This is a genomic window from Streptomyces djakartensis (genome assembly GCF_014651075.1).
Taxonomy (GTDB): domain Bacteria; phylum Actinomycetota; class Actinomycetes; order Streptomycetales; family Streptomycetaceae; genus Streptomyces; species Streptomyces djakartensis.
The window spans coordinates 113878-133943 of the sequence record NZ_BMWE01000007.1; the positions used below are offsets into that span (position 1 = coordinate 113878).

Sequence of the window (20066 nt, forward strand, 5' to 3'; positions counted from 1 at the left end):
CACGGCTGAGCACGCGCCCCCCTTCGGCGCAGGCGCATTCCGCAGCGGCCGGGCCTCACTTGGCCGGCAGGCTCCCGGCGAAGGCGCGCCCCTCGTCGAGCCATGCGCCGAGCGCGTCGTCCTCCGCGACCGCCGCGCCGTCGACCACGACCCAGCCGCGCATCGGCCGGCCGGTCATGTCGAAGACCCGCGCCCCCGGCCGGGCCAGGGCCGCGTCGGTCGCCTCGGGGCCGACCCGGACCATGAGGTCGTCGCCGGTGACACCGACGGCCATGTTGCCCCGGTACAGGAACGCCACCCCGCCGAACATGCGCTTCTCGCTGATGGCCGGGTCCGCCCCGAGCCGCTCCCGGATCCGCTCCGCCAGCCCCTCGTCGTACGCCATCGCCGTCCCTCACTCCTGTTCCACGAGCCGCGCTTGAAGGTCGCGCAGGTCCTTCACGAGGTTGCCCCGCACCTGCCGGGCCAGCAGCGGCGCGGCCAGCCGGTAGAGGCCTCCCGGGCCGCCCCGCACGCGGATGCGGGCGCGCGTACCGAGCGGGTGGGACTCGAAGGTGTACGTGACGTGCATGGGCATGGGACCGGCCACGGAGATCATGTCCAGCAGCCATGGCGGCTCGTACGAGGCGACCCGCAGGACGTAGTCGATGCGCCGGCCCAGGAAGTACGCCGTACGGGTCACCTCGGCTCCGCGGCCGAAGCCTCCTTCCGGCGCCTCGCCGGTCAGTTCGGCCGTACGGATGCCCTGGGTCCAGTCGGCGTCGTGGCGCCAGTCCATGGCGTACGCGGCCACGCGTTCGGGCGGCAGGGGGATGACGCGCTCGGCCGTCACGTCGATCGTCATGGACCTCAGCGTGCGCCTGTCCAGCAGAAGTCACCACCGGGTGGGGACGCGGGAGCGTCCGGACGGCTCATGGAGAGTTGCCGCCCTGTTCCCCCTACCGGAAAGTCAAAACAGATCGGCGAGCCGAATTTTCCGGATGCCCATGTGTGCCGTGGCTCAGCGGCCGCGCCTTCGGCGTGGCTGTGATCGCCGGTTTCCCCAGCGACGAAGGAGTAACGCGTGAAGAGGCGGCTTATTGTCTCGGCGTGTGCGGCACTTGCTGCGGCACTTTCTGCGATGCCCAGCCACGCGGCGCAGACCACGCTCGTTGTCGATGACAACGGGGCGCAGTGCCCGGGCGCGGGTTTCACATCGATCCAGGCGGCGGTCAACGCGGCGATACCAGGCTCGACGATCAGAGTCTGCCCCGGGACGTACAACGAAGTGGTCACCGTGAACAAGGCGAACCTGCAGCTGGTGGGGCCGCGTACGCCCGCCGACTGCACACAGCCCGGAGCACCGAACCCGGCCACTGACGCGATCGTCCAGGCGGACAACGCGGCCGGCGGTGTCGTCAACCTGGTGGAGAACGGCATCCGTTTCCAGCGCTTCACGGTCCAGAACAACACGCTCGGCCCCGGCGTCTTCACCGGTGCCTCGTTCTCCGGACACGGAGTTCAGCAGAATCTGGTGCAGAACAATGTGCTCGGGGTCTACTTCAACTCCGACGGCGCGACCGATTCCACGGTCACGCGGAACTGCATTCGCCAGAACAACCAAGCAGGGGCGGCCTCCGGTAACGGAATCTACTCCGACCTGGGTCTGAGCGACGCGGACATCGTGCAGAACGCCTTCTTCGACAACGACTCCTCCGCGCTCGTCCTGACCGGAGGGGCGCCGGGAGCCGTGGACGCCGTCGACATCGACACGAACACGTCCCAGCAGGACGGTTCGCTGCTGGCCGTCTTCAACTCCACCGACACCAGGGTGCGGGGGAACACCGTGAGGAACGGCACCGGCTCCGCGATCTTCGTGGGCAACGACAACACCGCACTGCAGATCCTCTCGAACAACATCACCGGAAGCGGCCGTGGCGTGCGGACCAGCATCGACTTCGGCGGAGGGCCGAGCAGCAACGTCAGAATCACCTCCAACGTGATCAGCGGCTCCACCAGCACCGACGGCATCAGCGTGGGCCCGAACTCGCTCACCGGCTCCTTCATCTCGTCGAACCTCGCCTTCAACAACCCCAGGGACGGCATCCGCGTCGACGCGGGCGGCAACGCGGGCAATCAGATCACCGGCAACGTGCTCAGGAACAACGCCGAGCACGACTGCCATGACGACACCGTCGGCGCGGGAACCGCCGGCACGGCCAACACATGGCGGAGCAACGCGGGGCTGACCGAGAACCGCCCGGGCCTGTGCCGCGGCACGCCGTCCTGACCTGAGTGACGGGCAGCACAAAGGCCCAGGTCCTCGACCTGGGCCTTTGTGGGGAGCCGGTGCTCCCCGCACGATCGCGTGCTTCTCACATGACGGCCCGGTACCCCTGCCAGCCGGTCGCGATCTTCGTGCGGCCGCCGAACGACCCCTTGCCGTCACCGCTGTTGCGGTACAGGTTGCCGCTGGTGTCGCGCGAGACGAGGTCCGTCCTGCCGTCGCCGGTGATGTCACCGGCCGCGACGACCGCGTTGTAGGAAGCGCCCCAGTTCGAGAACACCTTCACGCGGGCCCTGAACGTGCCCGTGCCGGTGCCGTCGTACCGGTACAGGTTGTTCGACGTGTCCTGCGCGAGCAGGTCGCCGACGCCGTCTCCGTTGAGGTCACCGGCCCCGACGACCTTCTTGTACGTCTTCCAGTCGTCGTACAGCTTCACGCGCGCCGACAGCTTGCCCGTGCTGGTCCCCTTGTACAGGTAGACCGTGCCGGTCGAGGCGTTCCGGGCGACCAGGTCCGGGCGGCCGTCCCCGCTCACGTCACCGGGCGCGGTCAGCACGTCGTACTGGGTCCAGCCGGAGGTGCCGAGTGAGGTGTACGGCGTCGAGGGCGTCACCGCCGTGCCGCAGGCCGGTCGGTGGGCGCGCAGGGCGCCGCTGCTCAGCCGGACCAGGACGTCGTTGCAACGGTCGCCGCTGAGATCGCCGAACGGCACGAACTTCGCGGTGGTGGGCCAGCCGGTGCCGGAGACCTTGCCGCTCAGCGTGCCCGTGCCGGTGCCGCGCTGGATGGTGAGGGTGCCCGAGGAGTTGAGGGTGAGGACGTCGCCCGCCCCGTCCTGGCCCGCGTGGTCACGCGGTGCCGCGGCTCCCGCCGTGACCGCGACGGTGCCGGAGAGGCTGAGGGCGGCGCCCTGGCCGTCGGCGGGCTGGGCGGTGAGCGTCCAGACGTAGGTGCCGTTGCTGACCAGGTGGCCCGCCGAGTCCTTGCCGTCCCAGGCGGCCTTCAGCAGACCGCGGGCCTCGGAGCCGGACACCGTACGTACGGTGGTGCCGGACGCCTTGTGGCGGATGGTCACCTTCCAGGAGGCGGCTGGCTTCGACAGCCACCAGGTACCGGACCAGCTCGCGGCCCCGGACGTGACCGTGGAGTCGATGGCCGACAGCGCGGACGCCGGAACGCCGGTCGGCACCAGGTGGACGCGCTGCTCGCGGTCGGCGTAGGCCACGCCGCCGCCGAAGCGGTCCACCGTCCAGTTCAGGCCCGCCCTGAGATTGTCCTGGCCGATGTCGGTCCAGTCGGCCAGCTTGCGGCTCGGCAGCTCCTTGTGATCGCCGCTGGACGGAAGCCCGTCGTGCAGGTCGATGAGGTTCAGCCCGCTGCCGGACTGGGAGCCGCCGACGCGCTCGACGAGATAGCCGTCGCCGAGGAGGACCCTGCTCGCCGGGGCGGTGGCGGTCCGCTTGGACGTACGGTCGTACACGCCGGAGCCCCGCACGTCGCCCCAGTTGTCCACGCAGGTCCAGTACACCCAGCGGCCCACGGCCTGGAGGTCGGACGGAGTGCAGCCGTTGCGGGTGGTGAAGGACTCCACCGCGGTGCCGGACGGCAGCCGGGTCGCCGTGACCTTTCCTCCCGTCGCCGCGCCGCTCCACAGGGTGTCGCCCCAGACGGCCGCGGCGACCCGTTCCCGCTTCTGCAGGACCTTGCCCGCCTGACCCTCGGCGAACTCGCCGAGGTACTGGGCGCCGGAGGAAGCGCCGTCGACGACCGCGTACCGCCCGGAGAGGTCCTTGAGCCGCGGGGTGGAGTCGCCCGTGTCGAGGGTCGGGCCCCAGTTCGTGGCGCCGTTGGCGCGCAGCATGGTCAGGCCCGACTCGGTGGCGTTGTGGCGGCCGTGGTGGCCGGTGCCGTCGGCGAACATCCTCAGGCAGTGGGTGGAGCCGGGATCGCAGTCGCCCTCCCGCCCGCCGACCAGCCCGTCCACGGTCGCCTTGGTGACGCCCGGAGTGCCGGTCGTGGTGAACCAGGTGCTGCGATAGGCGCCGATGATCGTGCCCGGCTCGTACAGCGTGCTGTTGCCGGCCGTGGTGAGGATGCCGCTGCCGAGGGAGAGGCCGTGGACCTGCGCCGGCATCGACCGCACGGCTGTCAGGCGCTTGCGCGTGACCGTGCCGTCGCCGGCCCGGGCGACCCGGTACACGCCCCAGTCGAGGTCGCCCTGGTCGACGTACCGCGCGGCGCCCGCCACGAGGACCGAGCCGTCCGGTGCCTGGACCAGTCCGTGGGCGGCCGGATTCATCACCTCGGTGAGGTCGGTGTCCGTGCCGTCGGAGCTGAGGGCGTACAGCGGCTGGCCCCGGTACTTGTTGTCGCCGGGGGACACCGGTTCCATGCCGAGCAGCTTGTCGCCGATGATGCCGTACGCGGCCTGGTAGGTCAGGGCGGCCGTGTCGAAGGTGCGGGGCGCGGCGGACGAGTCGTCCCGGTCGTACAGGTCCGCCTTGCCGCGCCCGCTGCGCAGCCGCAGGATCGAGTCGGTGCCCAGCCGGAAGCCGGTCACCTCCCAGTCGTCCTCCGGGTCGACCCGGTCGGGCAGCTCGCCGAACACGCCGAGGGAGAGCTCCACGATGCCCCAGTGGGTCTGGCTCTCCTCGCCGTCGGCGGTCTTGTAGCGGACGATGAGGGACCGCGCGTCGCCGTCCTCGACCACCACGTCGGACGCACCGTCCGGCAGCCCGGCCACGGGGGTCCGTACGACCTGGCCGTCGGCCCGGACGCGGGACAGCTGGTAGGCGTTCGGGTTGCCGTTGGCCCCGCTGGTGCTGGTGAGGACGGTGGCGCCGAAGGTCCCCTGGTAGGTGTGGCCTTCGGGCACCGGCACAACGGCGGTGCCGCCCGACGTCCCCGCGCCCTGGAGGAGGGTGACCTGACGGTCCTCCTCCGAGTAGAGGGCCACGGTGTCGGAACCGTCCCCGTAGTAGCCGGGCTTGAAGGACGCGGCCTGACGGAAGTACCCGCTGTCGATGTCGTACTCCACCGGCGCGTCCAGCCGCTGCTTCAGCTCGGTCGTGGTGCCGGTGGCGTACTCCGTCCACAGCAGCCGGTCGTCGCCCTCCTGGCCCCAGAGGAAGCCGCTGGTCCCCGCGTTGAGGATCTGCGTGGCCCTGGGGACGGCACGTGCAGCGGCGGGCAGCACGAACTCGCCGGCCGTGGTCGGCAGCGGTGCGGCCGCCGCCGGGTACGGCATCGCGGCGAGCGGGAGGCTGAGTGTCAGGGCGGTCGTCAGGACGGCCGCGGTACGTGCCACCGGCGGGCCGAGGCGTACTGAGCGTGAACCATGAACCGGTCTGTGTCCGTGCCGGCCGAGTCGGGCCACCGTTCCTCCTGGAAGGCAAGAAGAAGGCATGGCGGGACGTACGGCAACGCCCTGGCATTTCCCCCGGCCCCCCGGCCGCTCCCCCCACGCGCGTGCGGGGAGCCTAACAGCATGTCCATGACTTCCACACGCGTCAACCGGCCTGCACGGGGCTTCTCTTGTCCGCGGGCCGGCAGCTCAGCGCACCGGGAAGCCGCACGAGTAGCCCCGCTCCTTGAGCCAGGGGAGGATCCGGCGCAGGGCCTCGACGGTCTGGGAACGGTCGCCGCCCGCGTCGTGGAAGAGGATCGTCGGCCCGTTCGGCAGCTCCCGCTCGACGGTGGCGACCATGGCGTCCGCACCCGGCCGCTCGAAGTCCTTGGAGTCGACGTTCCAGCCCAGCGGGCGCATACCCCGGGAGGCGGCCAGCTTGCGGCTGTAGGGGGTGAAGGCCCCGCCCGGCGCCCGGTAGTACACCGGCCGCACGCCCCCTGACGCCTCGATGATCATGCGTTCGGCGTCGAGGATCTGCTGCGCCTGGTAGGCCTGGGACTTCCGGTCCATGGTGGTGTCGTGCGACACCGAGTGGTTGCACAGCCGGTGCCCGGCCGCGACCACCTTCTTCACGAGGCCGGGGTGAGCCCGGGCCTGCGTCCCCACCATGCAGAACGTGGCCTTCACCCCGTGCTCCCGCAGCACGTCGAGCATGGGAGGCGTCCACACGGGGTCCGGGCCGTCATCGATGGTGATGTTGACGCCGCGCGCTCCCTCGTCCGAGGCGTGCGCGATGGTCACCGCGACCGGCTTGACGCCACCGCCCGGCGTGGCCGACGCGGTCGCCTTCGGCGACGAGCCGCCCTCGGCACCGGCCTGCGCGGTCCACACCGAGGCACCGGTGGCGAGCAGCGTCACCCCGAGCGCCGCTCCGAGCACCTTGCCGTACCAGCCCCGCCCGCCGCCGTGTCGTGCCATGTCCGCCCCCGCTTTCGCGCAGTCCCTCGCCGGTCCTCGGTCACCTCGTGACCACTTGGCAGGACGAGGGGCGGCGGCCGAGGGATGCGTCCGTTACCGATCACGGACAATCTCGACGGAGTTCGCGCACAACCCGTCGGCGGCGGCGGCCGGAGCCGGGCCTGATCCGCCGGATGAGCGGCTGACGCCCTGTGGGACGCCCGCCTCACGCACCGAGGCCGTCGAGCAGCATGGCGAGCCCTCCCCGGAACGCCTGGTCGGCACCGACCCCGCGGGCGCGCCGGGCGGTCTCGGTCATGAGCGGGAACTCGTCGGGCGGCAGCTCGGAGAGGGCTGTCGTTCCCCGGACCGGACAGCGGCCCGAGATGTTCCAGTGGGAAAGGCGGCCGTACGCGGAGTTCGGTGTGGAACGGTCACCCCGCGCGCTGCTCAGTCCGCGAGCCTGGGGACCGTCGTCCGGGCCGTCGTGAGCGGCGTGCGTGAAGTCGCCCGTGGGCGGGAGTACTTGCCGGGGCCGGTCGGTACGAAGGGCGGCTCGGCCTGCCCGCCGACTTCCTCGTCGCGTCCGGCGGCCGGGTGCTCGCCGCCGAGTACGGCGAGCACGTCCACGGCCGGTGGCCGGTCGGCGAACTGCTGCGACTGGCGGCCGGCGCACCGCGTACGCCCCGCCCGGATCCGACGGCTCGGTGAGACGTGATCCCCTTCGGCCGGTCCGGGAGGTCTACGCCGTCCCGCGTGGCGCCGCGTGGGTGCCCGAGGCGGTGTCCTGCGCGCCCTCGAGCGGCCAGTTCTCCTCCTGCCCGAAGTCGGGAGCCTGGAAGGGACTTGTCGTCGGAGTGGGCGATGCCGCTGGGGAGCGGCGGGGTTCCCCGTACGGGGCGGAGAACAACGGCTTCAGATCGATGGGAGAGCTCTCTTTCGGTACAGGTCCCCTGAGGGGCCTGGTGTGCCGTGACCGGGCACAGCGGTGCTACAGCTTGGTCATCTTTGCGTACGGGCTGAGGATCCGCATCTGCGACGATCCGAAATCCACCAGTGCGGCGATTCCGTCCTCGATGCCGATGACCCGGCCGAGGCCGTACACGTCATGGGTGACCTGATCGCCCAGTGCGAAGTGCTTGGGAACCGGTGTGACCGGGGCCTTGAAGGGGCTGGTGGGCAGATGACGCTTCGGTGCCGCAGGCTTTGTCATGGTTCAGTATGCGCCCATGTGGCCGACGCTCGTTGTGGCGCTCGGCACAGATCAGGACGGCGACCATGGTGCCGCGCCACTGACCTGCGGTTTCGGAGACCGGTGCGGCGAGAATCGATCGCGGTTCTCCTCCCGGCCACGGCCCCCGCCTTCGTGTTCAGCCGGGGCCGGGGCGGCCGGCCGACTCGCCGGCGGCACGGCGGTACTCCGCGTTGATGCGCTGCGCTTCCTCGAGCTGGTCCTCGAGGATGACGATGCGGCACGCGGCCTCGATCGGTGTCCCCTTGTCGACGAGCTCGCGGGCGCGCGCGGCGACCCGCAGCTGGTAGCGGGAGTACCTGCGGTGTCCCCCCTCCGAGCGGAGCGGGGTGATGAGACGAGCCTCCCCGATGGCTCGGAGGAAGGCGGGGGTGGTGCCGAGCATCTCGGCTGCCCTGCCCATGGTGTACGCGGGGTAGTCGTCGTCGTCCAGACGATCATTCAGATGGTTGTCCGATGTCATGTCACCTCGCTGTGCAAACGCGTCGAGGGGCCCTGGTGCCGTACGGCACCAGGGCCCCGAAGGAAATCCAACACCATCTGTCGGCCCTACTGCGGTGCCGACCTTCTGTTTCCGCTACCCGGCCCAGCAGGGCGGAGCGGGGGATCGCAGCTGCTTGACCGGGGACCACCATCCATTCCGGGGTCTTGCGGTACCCGGACCGACTGTCAGCCGGGCCCGGGCGATCCTGATGGCGTCTGATCCTCCGTTCCTCTCAGAACCAACCACTTCTTGCCTACGACAGGAAGCGTACTGCCGTCGCAAACGAAAGTCTACCGTCGCAAGAGCAGATTTTCCGGTTCGGCCTCCGGAAGAACTCGCACGGGCGACTCAGGGCGGGCGGTCCGCATAAGCTCTGCTGTCATGTCGAATCCTGATGAGCTGCTCGTCGCCATCTCCGCCGCGGTGGAGTCCGAGCGAAGCAATCAGATGTCTCTGACCGTGGTCGTCGGCGGCGCCGTCATCACCGGCCGGCTGGCTCCGGAGGCCGTGTGGAGGGAGCGGGTGGCGGAGGTCCTGAAGGACTCGGACCGGCTCGGCCCGTTCTCGGACGTCTTCGCCCGCGCCCCGCGGGGCGACCGGCCCGGCCGCGGCGACGCGCCCACGCATCTGCACTTCCATCTCGCCCGCATCCTGCAGGGAAGCCTCGGCATCCCGGAGACCGGTGGCATGTACCGAGTCGCGATCAAGGACGTCAGCGCCTGGACCGTGGGGGACCTCAGCTACTCCGACCGGTGAGACGCGGCCCCCGCCCCGCCGTCCGGCCGGCGGCTTGTGAGCGGACGGCGACACAGCGGTGGGGGCCCTGCCGACGCGCGTCGGCAGGGCCCCCACCGGGCTCCTGGAGGCGGTTTCCCGCCCGTCCTTCTTACGGCACCGGGACCGGGGCCGCCGAGCAGTGCCGAGGCGACCCGTCCGAGGGAGTACCGAGCGACGCCGGCGATCCGTGGAGGAGGTCCCGCAGACGGATCCGGTCCGTGTACGCCGGACTGTCGCGGAGAACGGCGAGCCGGACCCGGGTGACCAGCCCCGTGCTCCGGTCGTCCCCGTCGCACACGGTCAGATGATCGACCCGGGCGCCCGCCATGACGGCCAGAGCCACCTCGACGGTCATGTCGTCACACACCCGGGGCCCGTTGTCGTCGACGCCGGTCACGGCGGCGGGGTCCGGCATGTACTGCGTTCGCACCGGCGTCAAGGGTGTCTCCGTTCGGGAGGGATGGTCGGCTCGGAAGCACTGCGCCCCGCCTCCGGGAGACCGCTGCGGCTGCAAGCCGCTACGGAATGCCCTGAGGGGATTGGCCGGCCTAAGCGGCCGAGTCGTTCCCGGGCCGCCGCTGTCCCCCGCGGCGCGCCCCCGCGCCGGCGGGCCGGCCGTGGCCGGTGCGTGACCGGCCGCCCCTGGACGGCGAAGAGGCACGGCGGGGGCGTTCCACCGCGGGCACGGTGACGACCACCGGGACGCCGGAGGGCGCCTGAGCGCCCGTGATGCGGCTCAGCTCCGCCTCGCCCGAGCGGACCGGGGTGATGTGCGGGGTGATGCCGGCCGACGCCATCAGCCGGGTCATGCCCCGGCGCTGACCGGGAGTCACCAGGGTGACGACGCTGCCGGACTCCCCGGCGCGGGCCGTACGGCCGCCCCGGTGCAGGTAGTCCTTGTGGTCGGTGGGCGGATCCACGTTGACGACCAGGTCGAGGCTGTCGATGTGGATGCCGCGGGCCGCGACGTTGGTGGCCACCAGGACGGTGACGTGACCGTCCTTGAACTGCGCCAGGGTCCGGGTGCGCTGCGGCTGGGACCGGCCACCGTGCAGGGCCGCGGCGCGGACACCGCTGCTCAGCAGGTGCTTGGTCAGCCGGTCGACGGCGTGCTTGGTGTCCAGGAACATGATGACCTTGCCGTCCCGGGCCGCGATCTCGGTGGTGGTGCGGTGCTTGTCCGCCTCGTACACGTGGAGCACATGGTGCTCCATCGTGGTGACGGCACCGGCCGACGGATCGACGGAATGAACCACCGGGTCGGTCAGGTAGCGGCGGACCAGCAGGTCGACGTTGCGGTCCAGGGTGGCCGAGAACAGCATCCGCTGGCCCCCGGGGCGCACCTGGTCGAGCAGGGCGGTGACCTGGGGCATGAAGCCCATGTCGGCCATCTGGTCGGCCTCGTCGAGAACCGTGACCCCGACGTCGGTGAGACGGCAGTCGCCCCGGTCGATGAGGTCCTTGAGCCGGCCGGGCGTCGCGACGACCACCTCGGCGCCGGCGCGCAGCGCACCGGCCTGCCTGCCGATGGACATCCCGCCGACGACGGTGGCGATCCGCAGGCTCACGGCACGGGCGTAGGGAGTGAGCGCGTCGGTGACCTGCTGGGCCAGCTCACGGGTGGGGACGAGGATCAGGGCCAGTGGCCGCCGCGGCTCGCCGCGCCGGCCCGCGGTGCGCGCCAGTGCCGCCAGGCCGAAGGCGAGGGTCTTGCCCGAGCCGGTGCGGCCGCGGCCGAGTACGTCACGGCCGGCCAGGGAGTTCGGCAGGGTCGCCGCCTGGATCGGGAACGGCACGGTCACACCTTCGCGGCCGAGCGTGGTCAGCAGCGGCGCCGGCATGGCGAGGTCGGCGAACGAGCCGACGGCGGGCAACGCGGGCGTGACCGTCTTCGGAAGCGCGAACTCGCCACCCGCGGGCTGCCGCTTTCCGGAGCCGCTGGAGCGGCGTGGGCCCCCGGACCGGACTGCGGCGGCACTTCCGCCGAAGCGGTCGTGTGTGCGATTGGTGCGTACGCGAGGGGAACGTGTGCGGTTCATTCGGAACCTTCCTCGATGCGGGCACGTATCAAGGAATTTCCGCAGCAGAACGAGCGGCGCAGGGAATCGCGAGAACGGGCCGAAAATGACAGGGCAGACTCACCCTGAGAAAAAACGAGCCGGGGCCCGCACCCCAGAGTGCGGGCCCCAGCTGCGAAGAACGCGTCAGTGCGCGGATCAGGCGGGAACGATGTTCTCGGCCGTCGGGCCCTTCTGGCCCTGCGCGATGTCGAACGACACCTTCTGGCCTTCCAGCAGCTCGCGGAAGCCCTGGGTGGCGATGTTCGAGTAGTGGGCGAAGACGTCGGCGCCGCCGCCGTCCTGCTCGATGAAGCCGAAGCCCTTTTCCGCGTTGAACCACTTCACGGTGCCAGTAGCCATTTTGTTTCTCCTTCGGAAACGGTGCCAGGAACGCGCCGTGTGCGCATCCCGTGTCGCCGTGATGATCGGCCGTCGGAAAAACCTTCTGGCAACCACACCTGCAACTGGTGACGACAGTAGCACGTCGGCTTCGAGTATGTGCGCTGAGTAATTCTGCGCCCGCCGGGGCGGCAGGAATGCTCGCCGTGCGCCGCGTCGATTTCTTATGTCGTCACTACAGATATTGTTTCCCGGAATGAGCGCTGCGGCGGAAAGGATGCCGGCCGCCGCGGTGGGCGACGCCGAGGCCGAGGCCGCCGAGTCGCCCCGGGCGCCGCGCCGGGAGCGGACGTCCGGCGCTTGAGCCCGCCTCGGCACCCGTCAGGGGCAGCCGGACCGAGGGCGCCGCCACCGGCGCCCGCCGTCGGCCTGCCCGGCGGACCGGTGTCGTTTCCGAACTCGGGGTACTCGCGGCTTCACCAGGCGGACGGGCTCCGAGACGGCCCGGCCAGGCGCAGCCACGAAGAACGGGAGGTGATCACTGTGTCGACTGCACAGCCGCGCTCTGCCGGCCCCGGCCGACAGACGCGGGACCCCGGCGCGGAGCCGGTCAGCGAGCTGGTGCAGCGGGCGTCGCAGCAGCTGACGGAGCTGGTGCGCGGCGAGCTGAGGCTCGCGCAGGCGGAGATGAAGGAGAAGGGCAAGCGGTACGGCAAGGGCGGCGGGCTGTTCGGCGGTGCCGGCGTCGTCGGCTTCCTGACCCTTGAGGCGCTGGTGGTCACGGCCATCGCCGCCCTCGCGGTGCCGCTGCCGGTGTGGGCCGCGGCGCTGATCGTCACCGCCGTGCTGGGCGCGATCACCGCGCTCATGGCCGTCACCGGCAAGAAGCAGATCAGCGAGGGTGCACCGCCGGTACCCGGGCAGACGATCGACAGCGTGAAGGCCGACGTGGCCGAGATCAAGGAGAGTGCACAGCGATGACCCAGCCGCCCCACGACGAGCAGACGGCTTCCAGCCCTCAGGAACTGCACGAGCAGGTCGAGGAGACCCGCCAGTCGCTCGGCAGGACCGTCGAGGCGCTGGCAGCCCAGACCGATGTCAGGGCCAAGGCGCAGGAGAAGGCGGCCGAGGTCAGGCAGCAGGCGGCCGTGAAGGCCGGGCAGCTGAAGACCAAGGCGGCCGAAGCCGCGCACCAGGTGCAGGACAGGCTGCCGGATTCGGTGAAGGAAAAGGCGGCCGGCGTCGCCGAGCAGGCCAGGGCCGGCACTTCCCGGGCCGGGCACCTGCTCCAGGAGAAGGCACCCGAACCAGTGCGGCAGAAGGCGGCCCAGGGGGCGCGGGCAGCGCGGGACAACCGGACCGTGCTGCTGGCGGCGGGCGTCGGCGCCGCCCTCGTGTGGCTGGCGTGCCGCCGAGGGAAAGCGTGAGCGGGCGAAAGCCCCGTAGCGGCCCGTAGGCCCCCGTGGGCCCCCGTAGACCCCGGTGGGCCCGGGCCCCCGTAGACCCCGGTGGGCCGCTCACCGGCCGGCCGGTCCTGCTCGGTGAGGTGCTCCTCCAGTCCGGCGAGCACCTCACCGGCCGCCGTCAACGCCGGCTGGGATCCAGGTCCGGGTTCTTCATGAGCTGCTTCGTCAGCTTCGGGCGTTCCTTGACCAGGTCGCCGAACCAGCCGCCGCCGAGCCACGTGCTACGTGCTACGAGCGAAGAGAGACGTACCCCTTGATGCCGGCCTGTTCGGCCTTCGCGACGCGGTCCGCCGGAGCGTTCGCTCGCTCCGCGGACGTCAGTGGCCAGTCGTGAGGTTGCATGAACAGCAGCTCGCCGCTGGTGGGTACGAGACCGACGCCTCCGAAGAGATCGTCGCCGGCGTACCAGACGCCCGCACTGCCGCTCGCCGGCCATCCTTTGCCCGACAGGTTTCTGCCCGCCATCGTGGGCGATCCCGAACTCCCACCGCCGAGCCTGATGACGAAGCCGTTGTTCCTTTCGAGGCTTATCCGCTGGACGGGGCCGCGGAAAACCATCGGGTAAGTGCGGAAGACACGTGAGCATCTCCGGCCCCACCAGAGGGCGCTGAACAGCAGGAGTGGCGAGACGAGGACGCCGAAGAACCCCATCAGCGCGATGGGGAGCAGATACTCAGTACGCGTCACGAAGATCTGCAACCACATGGGCCCGAAGACCGCCGCACGTTTGGCGAAACGCTTCAGCGCCGCGGTGCGGTGATGTTTCAAAGCGCCCTGGAAATCAGTTCCGTCGGTCGCGTAGGGCGCGCGACTCACCTCCTGCACCACGATCACTCCCGCGTCTCCGTGCTCACCCGAAGTCGGACCGCACGGCCTGAGCCGCGGAACCGGGAACCACCGGACCGGCCCCCCGGTCCGCTTCGGCCGTCGGATCCGTGAACGTCAGCGTGCGGGCGGTGCCGAGCAGCACCGAGCGGTAGTCGTCGGCCAGTTCGAGCGACGAGGTCACCAGTTGCACGACGATGATCGACGATGTGCGGGGCTCCGGTACCGCCACCGTTCCCTGCCAGATCGACCCCTCCACGGGCCCCTCCTGACCTTCGGGCGGGACGCCGGGTGCCACCGTCTTGCGCACCTGCTCGGTCAAGAACCCGATGCCCACGGGCAGTTCGATGGGCCGCATACCGTCGCTCGCGTTGCCGCCCACCATGCCGGCGAGGACGCGCGTCGGGTTCGCACCACCGGACGGGACCGCGGAAAGGGTCAGGACCGACGTCGAGGCCTCTCCGTCGCCGCCGGGGTGCATACCGAGCGCGCACACCGCCACCGGCTGCTTCCGCAGCAGCAGCACGGTCGTGGCGTACAGACGGAATGCCTGGTCGGCCCGTTCGCGGGCCTCCCCGGGAAGTCCGCTGATCTGCCGCGCCAGTTCCGCGACCCCGTCCTCCGTCGGGTTCAGATCCAGTTCCAGATACCCACGGGGGAGCCCGTACCAGAACTGCGGCCTCGGTCCGGTGTCCGTCTTCGTGCCGCCGGGTTGGTTGTTCACAGCCGGATGCTCCCTGCGAGTTCAGCGATGTCCGTGCCGAAGGTCGCGAGCGTGCCCGTCGCGCCCGACAGGGCCACACCCGCCTTGGTGGCCTCGGTGGAGTCATGCCCGATGCCGTCTTCCGGCAGCAGACCGGCGGTCTCCGCCGAGGAGACCACGTTCGCGGTCGCGTTGACCCCGTTGAGGGCCCAGTCGCGCAGCTTGCTGGGAGCGGTGGCCACGTCCACGGCCCTGTCCCAGTTGACGGCCCTCACTTCGGTGGCGAAGGTGGTCGCCCTCGAACCCAGCGACATGGCCTCACCGCCCTCCCGGGCAACCGCTGCCGCCAGGCCCACCTCGCTGCCCGCCCGGGCCAGGATGCCGACTCCGGGTACGACGCCCAGGGTGTCACCGACGACGGAACCCCACGCGGTCAGGCCCGCTTTCCACCCGTGCTCACCCATGAGCGAGTCCCTGAAGTCCTCGCTCGCGAGATTCTTGCTCAGCGCGGCGGCGCTGGCCACCATCGCGATGGCGGCGAAGGCGGGCGCGAGGGGAGTGGGGAAGAGCGCGAGCAGGCCGGCGATGGCCCCGATGGTTCCGGCGTGGTCCAGCAGGAACTGCCCCACCTCCTTGAGGGCCGTTCCGATGGCCTCAAGAGTCTTGCCGAACCACCCCGGCTCCTTGGGCGCCAGCTTGTCGTCCGCCTCGTCGAGCTTCTTGGCGACGCCCTCTGCCTTCTCCTTGTTCTCGTTTTCCAGGGTGCGGGCCTTGGTGAGAACGTCCTCGTACGCCTGGTTGGCGTTGTTGAGCTGGGTCGTCGCCTCGTTCAGCGAGCGCTCGGCCGCGCGCAGGCGCGCTGTCGCGGCGTCGGCCTCCTGCTGGCTGGGATATTCCTTCCCGCCCAGTTGGAGATCGGGGTGCTTGGCGGCCTCGTCGTGGCGTTGCTTCGCCTTCTCGGCTGCGGACTTCTTCTCGCCCGCTTCCTCGTCGTACTTCTTCGCCAGCTCGCGATGGGAGGACAGGTCGCCGTTCCAGGCGTCGAGCGACGCCGCTGCCTTGTCGAGCGAACGCGCCGCGTTCTTCATGTAGTTGGGAAGTTCGCCGTCCAGCGCGTCCCGGAAGGCGTCCGCCGCGTCCCCCTCCCAGTGCGCGCTCTCCCCGAGCAGTCTCTCGATCTGGCGGTGGGAGCTGTCCAGCGCGTTCGCCGCGGCCTTCACCTTTCGCTGCAGCGCGGCAACCTCGGCGGGGATGCCGGGCACCGGATTCCAGCCGAGATTCGGGTACGGGTTCGTAGCCATCAGTTCTTCCCCCCGCCACCCGAAGTGGCGGACTCCGCCATCTGCTTCAGGGTCTTTTCCAGATTCTCCTCGAATTCCTCATAACTCAGCTTGTTGGCCTTCACGCCCTCGCTGATGTCGCCGATCATCTCGCTCAACTGCTCGGACCCGTATTTCCATCGCTCCTGGAACGTGTCACAGGCCTCGTCCAGTCGCGCTGTACCGATCTCGGCGCTGCGGACATGTGAAAGCGCCTTACGGGCGTCATCGAGGTCCTTCGTCGCCTGCTGCAGCGATTTGACGAACTGGTCCAACTGGTCGATATCAACCTTGAAGTGGTCCCCCACTGGTACCCCCGTAGCGGCGGAAAAAGGGCATCTAGGGCAACACGGGCAGAAGGATTCCCCTTGTGCTGCCAGGCTGGGCGGCAGCCTATATGTCAGTAGAGTGGTGTGTCGATCGAGTCCCGAGCGCTTCCGGAATCCATAAACGAGGAGAAGTTGTGAAAGAGAGCGGTGGGGGCCTTCCCCTCGACAAGTCCGGCACACAGGCCGATCGGGGACCTGCTGATGCGCCCGCTCCTCTGCACAAATGCGCTTTCGACCACCCGGAAACGCGGGCCGCTTGGGAGAAGGCCCGAAGCAAAGCGAAGAGAGGCCGCTGGATCTGGCACGCCCTGTATGCCCTCTCCTGGGTGGCGTACTTCGTGCTCTTCGGGAACCTCTCAAGCGATAACGCCAGGGAGCGGGCCGCTGGAGGCATCGTCCTGGTGTCATTCCTCTACCTGATTCTTCTCTATCTGCGCCGTGACGTCATGGCGTCCCTGAAGCGCATCCGGCGCGTGCTGGAGCAGCACCCGTGGCAGCCCATCCCCGCGGCGCACCGGCCCGCCGGCGTCAGGGACGTCATGGGCGTGCCCGTCCAACTGCGCTACCGCGAAGGCGAAGAGCTGACCGGCCTCATGTCCGCACGGAATCCGCTTCGCCGGCGCCACTGGCCCGAGGAACTGGAGCACGGCGCCTGGTACGCCGGCGAGGTATGGCGGGAAGGAGGCGCCAGGACGCGCGGCTTCGGTGTCCTCACCGTCCCGGGTGGCGGCGAGCTCCTGGAGGTGTCGCGAGAGACGGCGGTGCGGCGGTAAGCCGGGGAGGGCACTCGGCCGGAAGGCCGGCTGGTGGACATGGAGGGAACCGGCGATCGATAGGGTGCGCTGCACGTTCGAGGTGAACGGCCATGGATCCGCGGGGGAGTCGGAGTGGTGTCAGCGCACGGGACGCGCGCCGAAGGGCTCGACGAGTTGCTGCGGGTGGTGCAGCGGGACGGGAGCCAAAGCGCGGTACTGGAGTGGCTCGGGCGGCGGATCGGCGCCGATGTCGCCTGGATCGGGCCCCGGGGCGGGATCGACGCGGCCACACCGGCGTTCCCGGACACCGTCGTGGCCGCACTGCCGGAGCACCTCGAACGCCTGGCCGACGGCCGGCTCGGGGCGGCCGCGACCCGGCTCGGCACGCTGGAGATACACCTCGAGGCGTTCGGCCCCCGCGCACCGCGGCGGCCCGTGCTGGTCACGGTCGGCGCGAACCCGCTGACCCGCGAGGCCGCGTCCCTCGCCTCGCAGGCGGGCGGACTGCTGAGGCTGCTGGGCGCCGCCTCGGCCGCCGCCGACCGCAACCGCGCCTACCAGTGCAAGGCACGCGACGTGCGGTTCGCCGTGCTGACCGCGCTGATGGGCGGCGACCTCACGCTGGCCCGGCGGATCACCTGCCGTGACGTGCCACCCCTGCTGGACGCCGAGTACGTCCGGGTCCACCTGCTGCAGTGCACCCCGACCGACCGCGACCGCCTGGCCGAGGCCTACCAGGACGGCTCTGGCTACCACGGCTCCGGCCTGATGGTGCACTGTCCGGCCTTCCGGGACCACCTCATCTGCCCGATCCCCGACACACCGGACCCGCCCGGCGACCGGCTCCGCGGCGGACAGGAACTGCGCCGGCTCGTCGACGACCACCCCGGATACTTCCTGGGCGTCAGCAGACCCCACCCCCTCACCGACCTCGGCGCCGCCTACGGCGAGGCCCTGCACGCCCTGGCCGTCGCCCGCAACTCCCCGGAACGCGTGGCCGTCTACGAAGGCCGGCCCTCGCTGGCCGGCGTCCTGCCCCGGCCGGCCGGCACCGCCTGGGCCCTTTCCCGCACCGCACCCCTGCGCAACGAGCCGAAACTCACCGGTGACATCGTCCGCCTGGCCGTGACCTTCCCCCGGGCCGCCGTGGCCCGCCTGCTGAGCATCAGCCGCACGACGGTCGCCGCGCACTGCCGCCGGGCCGAACGAGTCCTGGGGCCTGGGCGACGTCCGCGCCCGCGCCGAACTCGACCTGGCCCTCGCCCTCGCGGACCTCCCGCCCGGTCCCGCGCCCGACGTTCCTCAGCCACCGGCCTTCCAGGAACTGCTCAGCACCACACCAGCGACCGCATGGGCGGCAGCGTTCCTCCGCCCGCTTCATGAGACACGGGACGGCGACCTACACACCACGGTGAAGGCGTGGATCGACCACAACACCGACGCCCAGCGCACGGCCGAATCCCTCTCCCTGAGCCGCAACACGGTCCGCGCCCGCCTCCGGGCCGCCGAGAACCTGCTCAACCGCGACCTGCTGACCACCGGCTCCGGCCTCCACGACCTCGTCCACGCCCTTGTGGCGGCTGAGCAGTGTGCACACTCGAGGGACGAAACTGGCCACCGTGCACCGTGGTACGAAGGGGACAACGCGGCCTAGCGTGTTCACACGGGCCGCGAGGTCCGGAGGTTCACGACCTGGGGGGTTTCCATGAACAAGTTCCGCGTCGGGGGAGTCGTCGCCGCGGCGGCGATGATCGGCTTCGCGGGCTCGCCGGCGTTCGCGCAGACCAACGCGACCGTGTACGGCGAGAGTGCCCGGCCCAACTGTGCGCACAGCTCGAAGGGTGTGTTCGAGGCCGAGGGCGAGTGGTTCCACCTGACCGACACCTGCGCCGACGGCTGGGACGTCGTCATGAAGGTCGACGTCGCGCCGTACCGGTCCGACGGTGGCTACGACTTCAGCATCTGGAACACAGGCGGCAGGGGCTCGACGAAGGACGTCAACAAGGCCTACGACGAGGGCACGGGCGTCTGCGTCTGGGCGGGCTACGGCGAGGCGAGCTCCGGGGAGTGGGCGGGCTTCGGCCCGGGCAGCTGCGGCGTCGCCTGACCCCGCAGGCCACTCGCCGGCACAGACGAGGAAGACGGCCCGGGCGACGGGGGACAACGTGCGCCGGGGGCCGTCTTCCTTGCACTTGTATTCCGCGGCGAGAAAGTGACCTGCGGGAGGGCCTCAGCTCCCGGTGAGGGAGATGGCCAGGTCCGTGATGTTCAGGGGGAACCTGGCGTTGGCGGCATCGGCCACGGGCGTGGCCTCGCCGGTGAGGAGGTCGATGCTGTAGAGGGAGGGCCGGCTGGCGCCGGGGGCGGTGAGAGAGGCGAAGGCGGCGTTGCCGACCGTCTTGCCGCCCGACAGGGTGCTGAAGATGTCCATGCCCGCGTTGACCTGCGCGTCGATGCCGAGGCTGCCGGTCGGTGCCAGCGTGCCGTTGTTGGCCGGGGACTGGATGACCACCTGGTCGCTGGTCGTGTTGATGTCGAACAGCGTGGTCCCGGTGGCCCCGTTGAGGTCGTTGTTCGTGTAGGCGGCGGCGGAGACGCCCTTGGTCGTGCCCTCGATCGGCGGGGTGGTGAGGTTCAGGTCCTGGATCGTGGTGTGGTCGTTGAGGTTGTGCCGCAGGTTCTGGCCGTTGTCGCTGATCACGCGCAGCCGGTCGGCGGCCGGGTTGAAGTCGACGCCGAAGTTCGTGCCGTGCAGCGAGTACTGGAGCTGGGACACTTTGGTGATCACTACGTCGGTGGTGGCCGGCGGGGTCTTGATCGTGTAGATGCCGCCCTTGTTGCCGACGCCGTACATCAGGCCGTTCTGCACCCGGAAGTCGATGCCGATCAGAGCCGTGTCGCCAGTGAGCCCGACGACGTCCCTGACCCAGTCGAGCACGTTCGGCCGGTCGGTGGTGAACGTGGCCATCTGGGTGCCGTCACCTGTGATCCCGAACGCGCGCAGACTGGGAGTGGCGGCGGGAGCGGCCGAGCCACTGCCCGGCGCGCTCAGCATGAGCGCTGTCGACACGGCCATGACCGCGACCGCCGCCGCGGCTCTCTTTCTTGTTCCTGCCTTCATCGGTGTTTCCCTCCCGTTTGAACAAGCACCGTTGAGCGGCGCGCGGATGAGAGATTCCCGTACC

General features: G+C 70.4%; 23 protein-coding genes. 8 read left to right on the forward strand and 15 right to left on the reverse strand.

Going from position 1 to position 20066, the window contains the following annotated elements; genetic code table 11:
• Positions 1-55: 55 nt before the first annotated feature.
• Complete coding sequence (locus IE212_RS13850) at positions 56-385, reverse strand: TfoX/Sxy family protein (RefSeq protein ID WP_190198109.1); 330 nt, start codon at positions 383-385, stop codon at positions 56-58.
• Between the two features lie 9 nt (positions 386-394).
• A complete protein-coding gene (locus IE212_RS13855; protein WP_190198110.1) occupies positions 395-844 on the reverse strand; it encodes an SRPBCC family protein in 450 nt (149 codons plus the stop codon).
• A gap of 276 nt (positions 845-1120) precedes the next feature.
• On the opposite strand from IE212_RS13855, the gene IE212_RS13860 reads away from it, so the two are divergent.
• Positions 1121-2269 carry a right-handed parallel beta-helix repeat-containing protein gene (locus IE212_RS13860; protein WP_190198111.1) on the forward strand — a complete coding sequence of 383 codons (1149 nt, stop codon included), beginning with the start codon at positions 1121-1123 and terminating at the stop codon, positions 2267-2269.
• Positions 2270-2354: 85 nt separating this feature from the next.
• Here the strand turns inward: IE212_RS13860 and IE212_RS13865 are convergent, their stop codons facing one another.
• The 5 genes from IE212_RS13865 to IE212_RS13890 all read right to left on the reverse strand — a co-directional run bounded on the left by IE212_RS13865 (position 2355) and on the right by IE212_RS13890 (position 8287).
• Positions 2355-5573, reverse strand: coding sequence for an FG-GAP-like repeat-containing protein (locus tag IE212_RS13865; RefSeq protein ID WP_229864287.1), 3219 nt, complete (start codon positions 5571-5573; stop codon positions 2355-2357).
• Between the two features lie 246 nt (positions 5574-5819).
• Entirely contained in the window at positions 5820-6593 is a 774-nt protein-coding gene (locus IE212_RS13870) for a polysaccharide deacetylase family protein (RefSeq protein ID WP_190198113.1), read from the reverse strand.
• Between the two features lie 429 nt (positions 6594-7022).
• Complete coding sequence (locus IE212_RS13880; protein ID WP_190198114.1) at positions 7023-7196, reverse strand: hypothetical protein; 174 nt, start codon at positions 7194-7196, stop codon at positions 7023-7025.
• Between the two features lie 367 nt (positions 7197-7563).
• Positions 7564-7785, reverse strand: a complete 222-nt coding sequence (locus IE212_RS13885) for a hypothetical protein (protein WP_190198115.1) — start codon at positions 7783-7785, stop codon at positions 7564-7566.
• Between the two features lie 157 nt (positions 7786-7942).
• A complete protein-coding gene (locus IE212_RS13890; RefSeq protein ID WP_190198116.1) occupies positions 7943-8287 on the reverse strand; it encodes a helix-turn-helix domain-containing protein in 345 nt (114 codons plus the stop codon).
• Positions 8288-8689: 402 nt separating this feature from the next.
• On the opposite strand from IE212_RS13890, the gene IE212_RS13895 reads away from it, so the two are divergent.
• On the forward strand, positions 8690-9064 hold the full coding sequence (locus IE212_RS13895) for a GvpU-like protein (RefSeq protein ID WP_190198117.1): 375 nt from the start codon (positions 8690-8692) through the stop codon (positions 9062-9064).
• A gap of 130 nt (positions 9065-9194) precedes the next feature.
• Here IE212_RS13895 and IE212_RS13900 read toward each other — a convergent pair whose 3' ends face one another.
• The 3 genes from IE212_RS13900 to IE212_RS13910 form a co-directional block, all read right to left on the reverse strand.
• The gene (locus IE212_RS13900) at positions 9195-9500 is read right to left on the reverse strand and encodes a CBS domain-containing protein (RefSeq protein WP_229864321.1); all 306 of its coding nucleotides are present in this window, start codon (positions 9498-9500) and stop codon (positions 9195-9197) included.
• Between the two features lie 133 nt (positions 9501-9633).
• Positions 9634-11124 carry a DEAD/DEAH box helicase gene (locus tag IE212_RS13905; RefSeq protein WP_190198118.1) on the reverse strand — a complete coding sequence of 497 codons (1491 nt, stop codon included), beginning with the start codon at positions 11122-11124 and terminating at the stop codon, positions 9634-9636.
• Positions 11125-11301: 177 nt separating this feature from the next.
• The gene (locus IE212_RS13910) at positions 11302-11505 is read right to left on the reverse strand and encodes a cold-shock protein (protein WP_028799214.1); all 204 of its coding nucleotides are present in this window, start codon (positions 11503-11505) and stop codon (positions 11302-11304) included.
• 522 nt (positions 11506-12027) lie between these two features.
• On the opposite strand from IE212_RS13910, the gene IE212_RS13915 reads away from it, so the two are divergent.
• Together IE212_RS13915 and IE212_RS13920 are read left to right on the forward strand one after the other, a co-directional pair.
• Complete coding sequence (locus tag IE212_RS13915) at positions 12028-12465, forward strand: phage holin family protein (RefSeq protein ID WP_190198119.1); 438 nt, start codon at positions 12028-12030, stop codon at positions 12463-12465.
• Complete coding sequence (locus IE212_RS13920) at positions 12462-12911, forward strand: DUF3618 domain-containing protein (RefSeq protein WP_190198120.1); 450 nt, start codon at positions 12462-12464, stop codon at positions 12909-12911. Before IE212_RS13915 ends, IE212_RS13920 begins: the two co-directional genes overlap by 4 nt.
• A gap of 267 nt (positions 12912-13178) precedes the next feature.
• Here the strand turns inward: IE212_RS13920 and IE212_RS13925 are convergent, their stop codons facing one another.
• The 4 genes from IE212_RS13925 to IE212_RS13940 are packed head-to-tail and all read right to left on the reverse strand — an operon-like array spanning position 13179 to position 16105.
• Positions 13179-13784 (reverse strand): hypothetical protein, encoded by a 606-nt coding sequence (locus IE212_RS13925; protein WP_190198121.1) that lies wholly within the window; start codon positions 13782-13784, stop codon positions 13179-13181.
• 16 nt (positions 13785-13800) lie between these two features.
• Positions 13801-14499: a hypothetical protein gene (locus IE212_RS13930; protein ID WP_190198122.1), complete on the reverse strand. Its 699-nt coding sequence runs from the start codon at positions 14497-14499 to the stop codon at positions 13801-13803.
• Positions 14496-15779 carry a putative T7SS-secreted protein gene (locus tag IE212_RS13935; protein ID WP_190198123.1) on the reverse strand — a complete coding sequence of 428 codons (1284 nt, stop codon included), beginning with the start codon at positions 15777-15779 and terminating at the stop codon, positions 14496-14498. Before IE212_RS13935 ends, IE212_RS13930 begins: the two co-directional genes overlap by 4 nt.
• Positions 15779-16105: a DUF6317 family protein gene (locus IE212_RS13940; protein ID WP_190198124.1), complete on the reverse strand. Its 327-nt coding sequence runs from the start codon at positions 16103-16105 to the stop codon at positions 15779-15781. The genes IE212_RS13935 and IE212_RS13940 overlap by 1 nt, the downstream gene beginning before the upstream one ends.
• A gap of 347 nt (positions 16106-16452) precedes the next feature.
• Between IE212_RS13940 and IE212_RS13945 the strand changes: the two genes are divergently transcribed.
• The 4 genes from IE212_RS13945 (at position 16453) to IE212_RS13960 (ending at position 18988) form a co-directional block, all read left to right on the forward strand.
• The gene (locus IE212_RS13945) at positions 16453-16899 is read left to right on the forward strand and encodes a hypothetical protein (RefSeq protein ID WP_190198125.1); all 447 of its coding nucleotides are present in this window, start codon (positions 16453-16455) and stop codon (positions 16897-16899) included.
• 117 nt (positions 16900-17016) lie between these two features.
• On the forward strand, positions 17017-18264 hold the full coding sequence (locus tag IE212_RS13950) for a PucR family transcriptional regulator (protein WP_190198126.1): 1248 nt from the start codon (positions 17017-17019) through the stop codon (positions 18262-18264).
• A gap of 28 nt (positions 18265-18292) precedes the next feature.
• Positions 18293-18535, forward strand: a complete 243-nt coding sequence (locus tag IE212_RS13955; RefSeq protein ID WP_190198127.1) for a helix-turn-helix domain-containing protein — start codon at positions 18293-18295, stop codon at positions 18533-18535.
• Between the two features lie 51 nt (positions 18536-18586).
• Entirely contained in the window at positions 18587-18988 is a 402-nt protein-coding gene (locus IE212_RS13960) for a hypothetical protein (protein WP_190198128.1), read from the forward strand.
• Positions 18989-19111: 123 nt separating this feature from the next.
• Here the strand turns inward: IE212_RS13960 and IE212_RS13965 are convergent, their stop codons facing one another.
• Complete coding sequence (locus IE212_RS13965) at positions 19112-19957, reverse strand: DUF4394 domain-containing protein (RefSeq protein WP_190198331.1); 846 nt, start codon at positions 19955-19957, stop codon at positions 19112-19114.
• Positions 19958-20066: the final 109 nt, after the last annotated feature.

What these genes read in the sequence shown, in the direction of transcription:
- IE212_RS13890 (WP_190198116.1), bottom strand. Translation starts at nt 8,287, where the DNA reads ATGACATCGGACAACCATCTGAATGATCGTCTGGACGACGACGACTAC.
- IE212_RS13920 (WP_190198120.1), top strand. Translation starts at nt 12,462, where the DNA reads ATGACCCAGCCGCCCCACGACGAGCAGACGGCTTCCAGCCCTCAGGAA.
- IE212_RS13910 (WP_028799214.1), bottom strand. Translation starts at nt 11,505, where the DNA reads ATGGCTACTGGCACCGTGAAGTGGTTCAACGCGGAAAAGGGCTTCGGC.
- IE212_RS13855 (WP_190198110.1), bottom strand. Translation starts at nt 844, where the DNA reads ATGACGATCGACGTGACGGCCGAGCGCGTCATCCCCCTGCCGCCCGAA.
- IE212_RS13895 (WP_190198117.1), top strand. Translation starts at nt 8,690, where the DNA reads ATGTCGAATCCTGATGAGCTGCTCGTCGCCATCTCCGCCGCGGTGGAG.
- IE212_RS13885 (WP_190198115.1), bottom strand. Translation starts at nt 7,785, where the DNA reads ATGACAAAGCCTGCGGCACCGAAGCGTCATCTGCCCACCAGCCCCTTC.
- IE212_RS13965 (WP_190198331.1), bottom strand. Translation starts at nt 19,957, where the DNA reads ATGGCCGTGTCGACAGCGCTCATGCTGAGCGCGCCGGGCAGTGGCTCG.
- IE212_RS13860 (WP_190198111.1), top strand. Translation starts at nt 1,121, where the DNA reads ATGCCCAGCCACGCGGCGCAGACCACGCTCGTTGTCGATGACAACGGG.
- IE212_RS13905 (WP_190198118.1), bottom strand. Translation starts at nt 11,124, where the DNA reads ATGAACCGCACACGTTCCCCTCGCGTACGCACCAATCGCACACACGAC.
- IE212_RS13935 (WP_190198123.1), bottom strand. Translation starts at nt 15,779, where the DNA reads ATGGCTACGAACCCGTACCCGAATCTCGGCTGGAATCCGGTGCCCGGC.
- IE212_RS13850 (WP_190198109.1), bottom strand. Translation starts at nt 385, where the DNA reads ATGGCGTACGACGAGGGGCTGGCGGAGCGGATCCGGGAGCGGCTCGGG.
- IE212_RS13960 (WP_190198128.1), top strand. Translation starts at nt 18,587, where the DNA reads ATGAACAAGTTCCGCGTCGGGGGAGTCGTCGCCGCGGCGGCGATGATC.
- IE212_RS13900 (WP_229864321.1), bottom strand. Translation starts at nt 9,500, where the DNA reads ATGCCGGACCCCGCCGCCGTGACCGGCGTCGACGACAACGGGCCCCGG.
- IE212_RS13870 (WP_190198113.1), bottom strand. Translation starts at nt 6,593, where the DNA reads ATGGCACGACACGGCGGCGGGCGGGGCTGGTACGGCAAGGTGCTCGGA.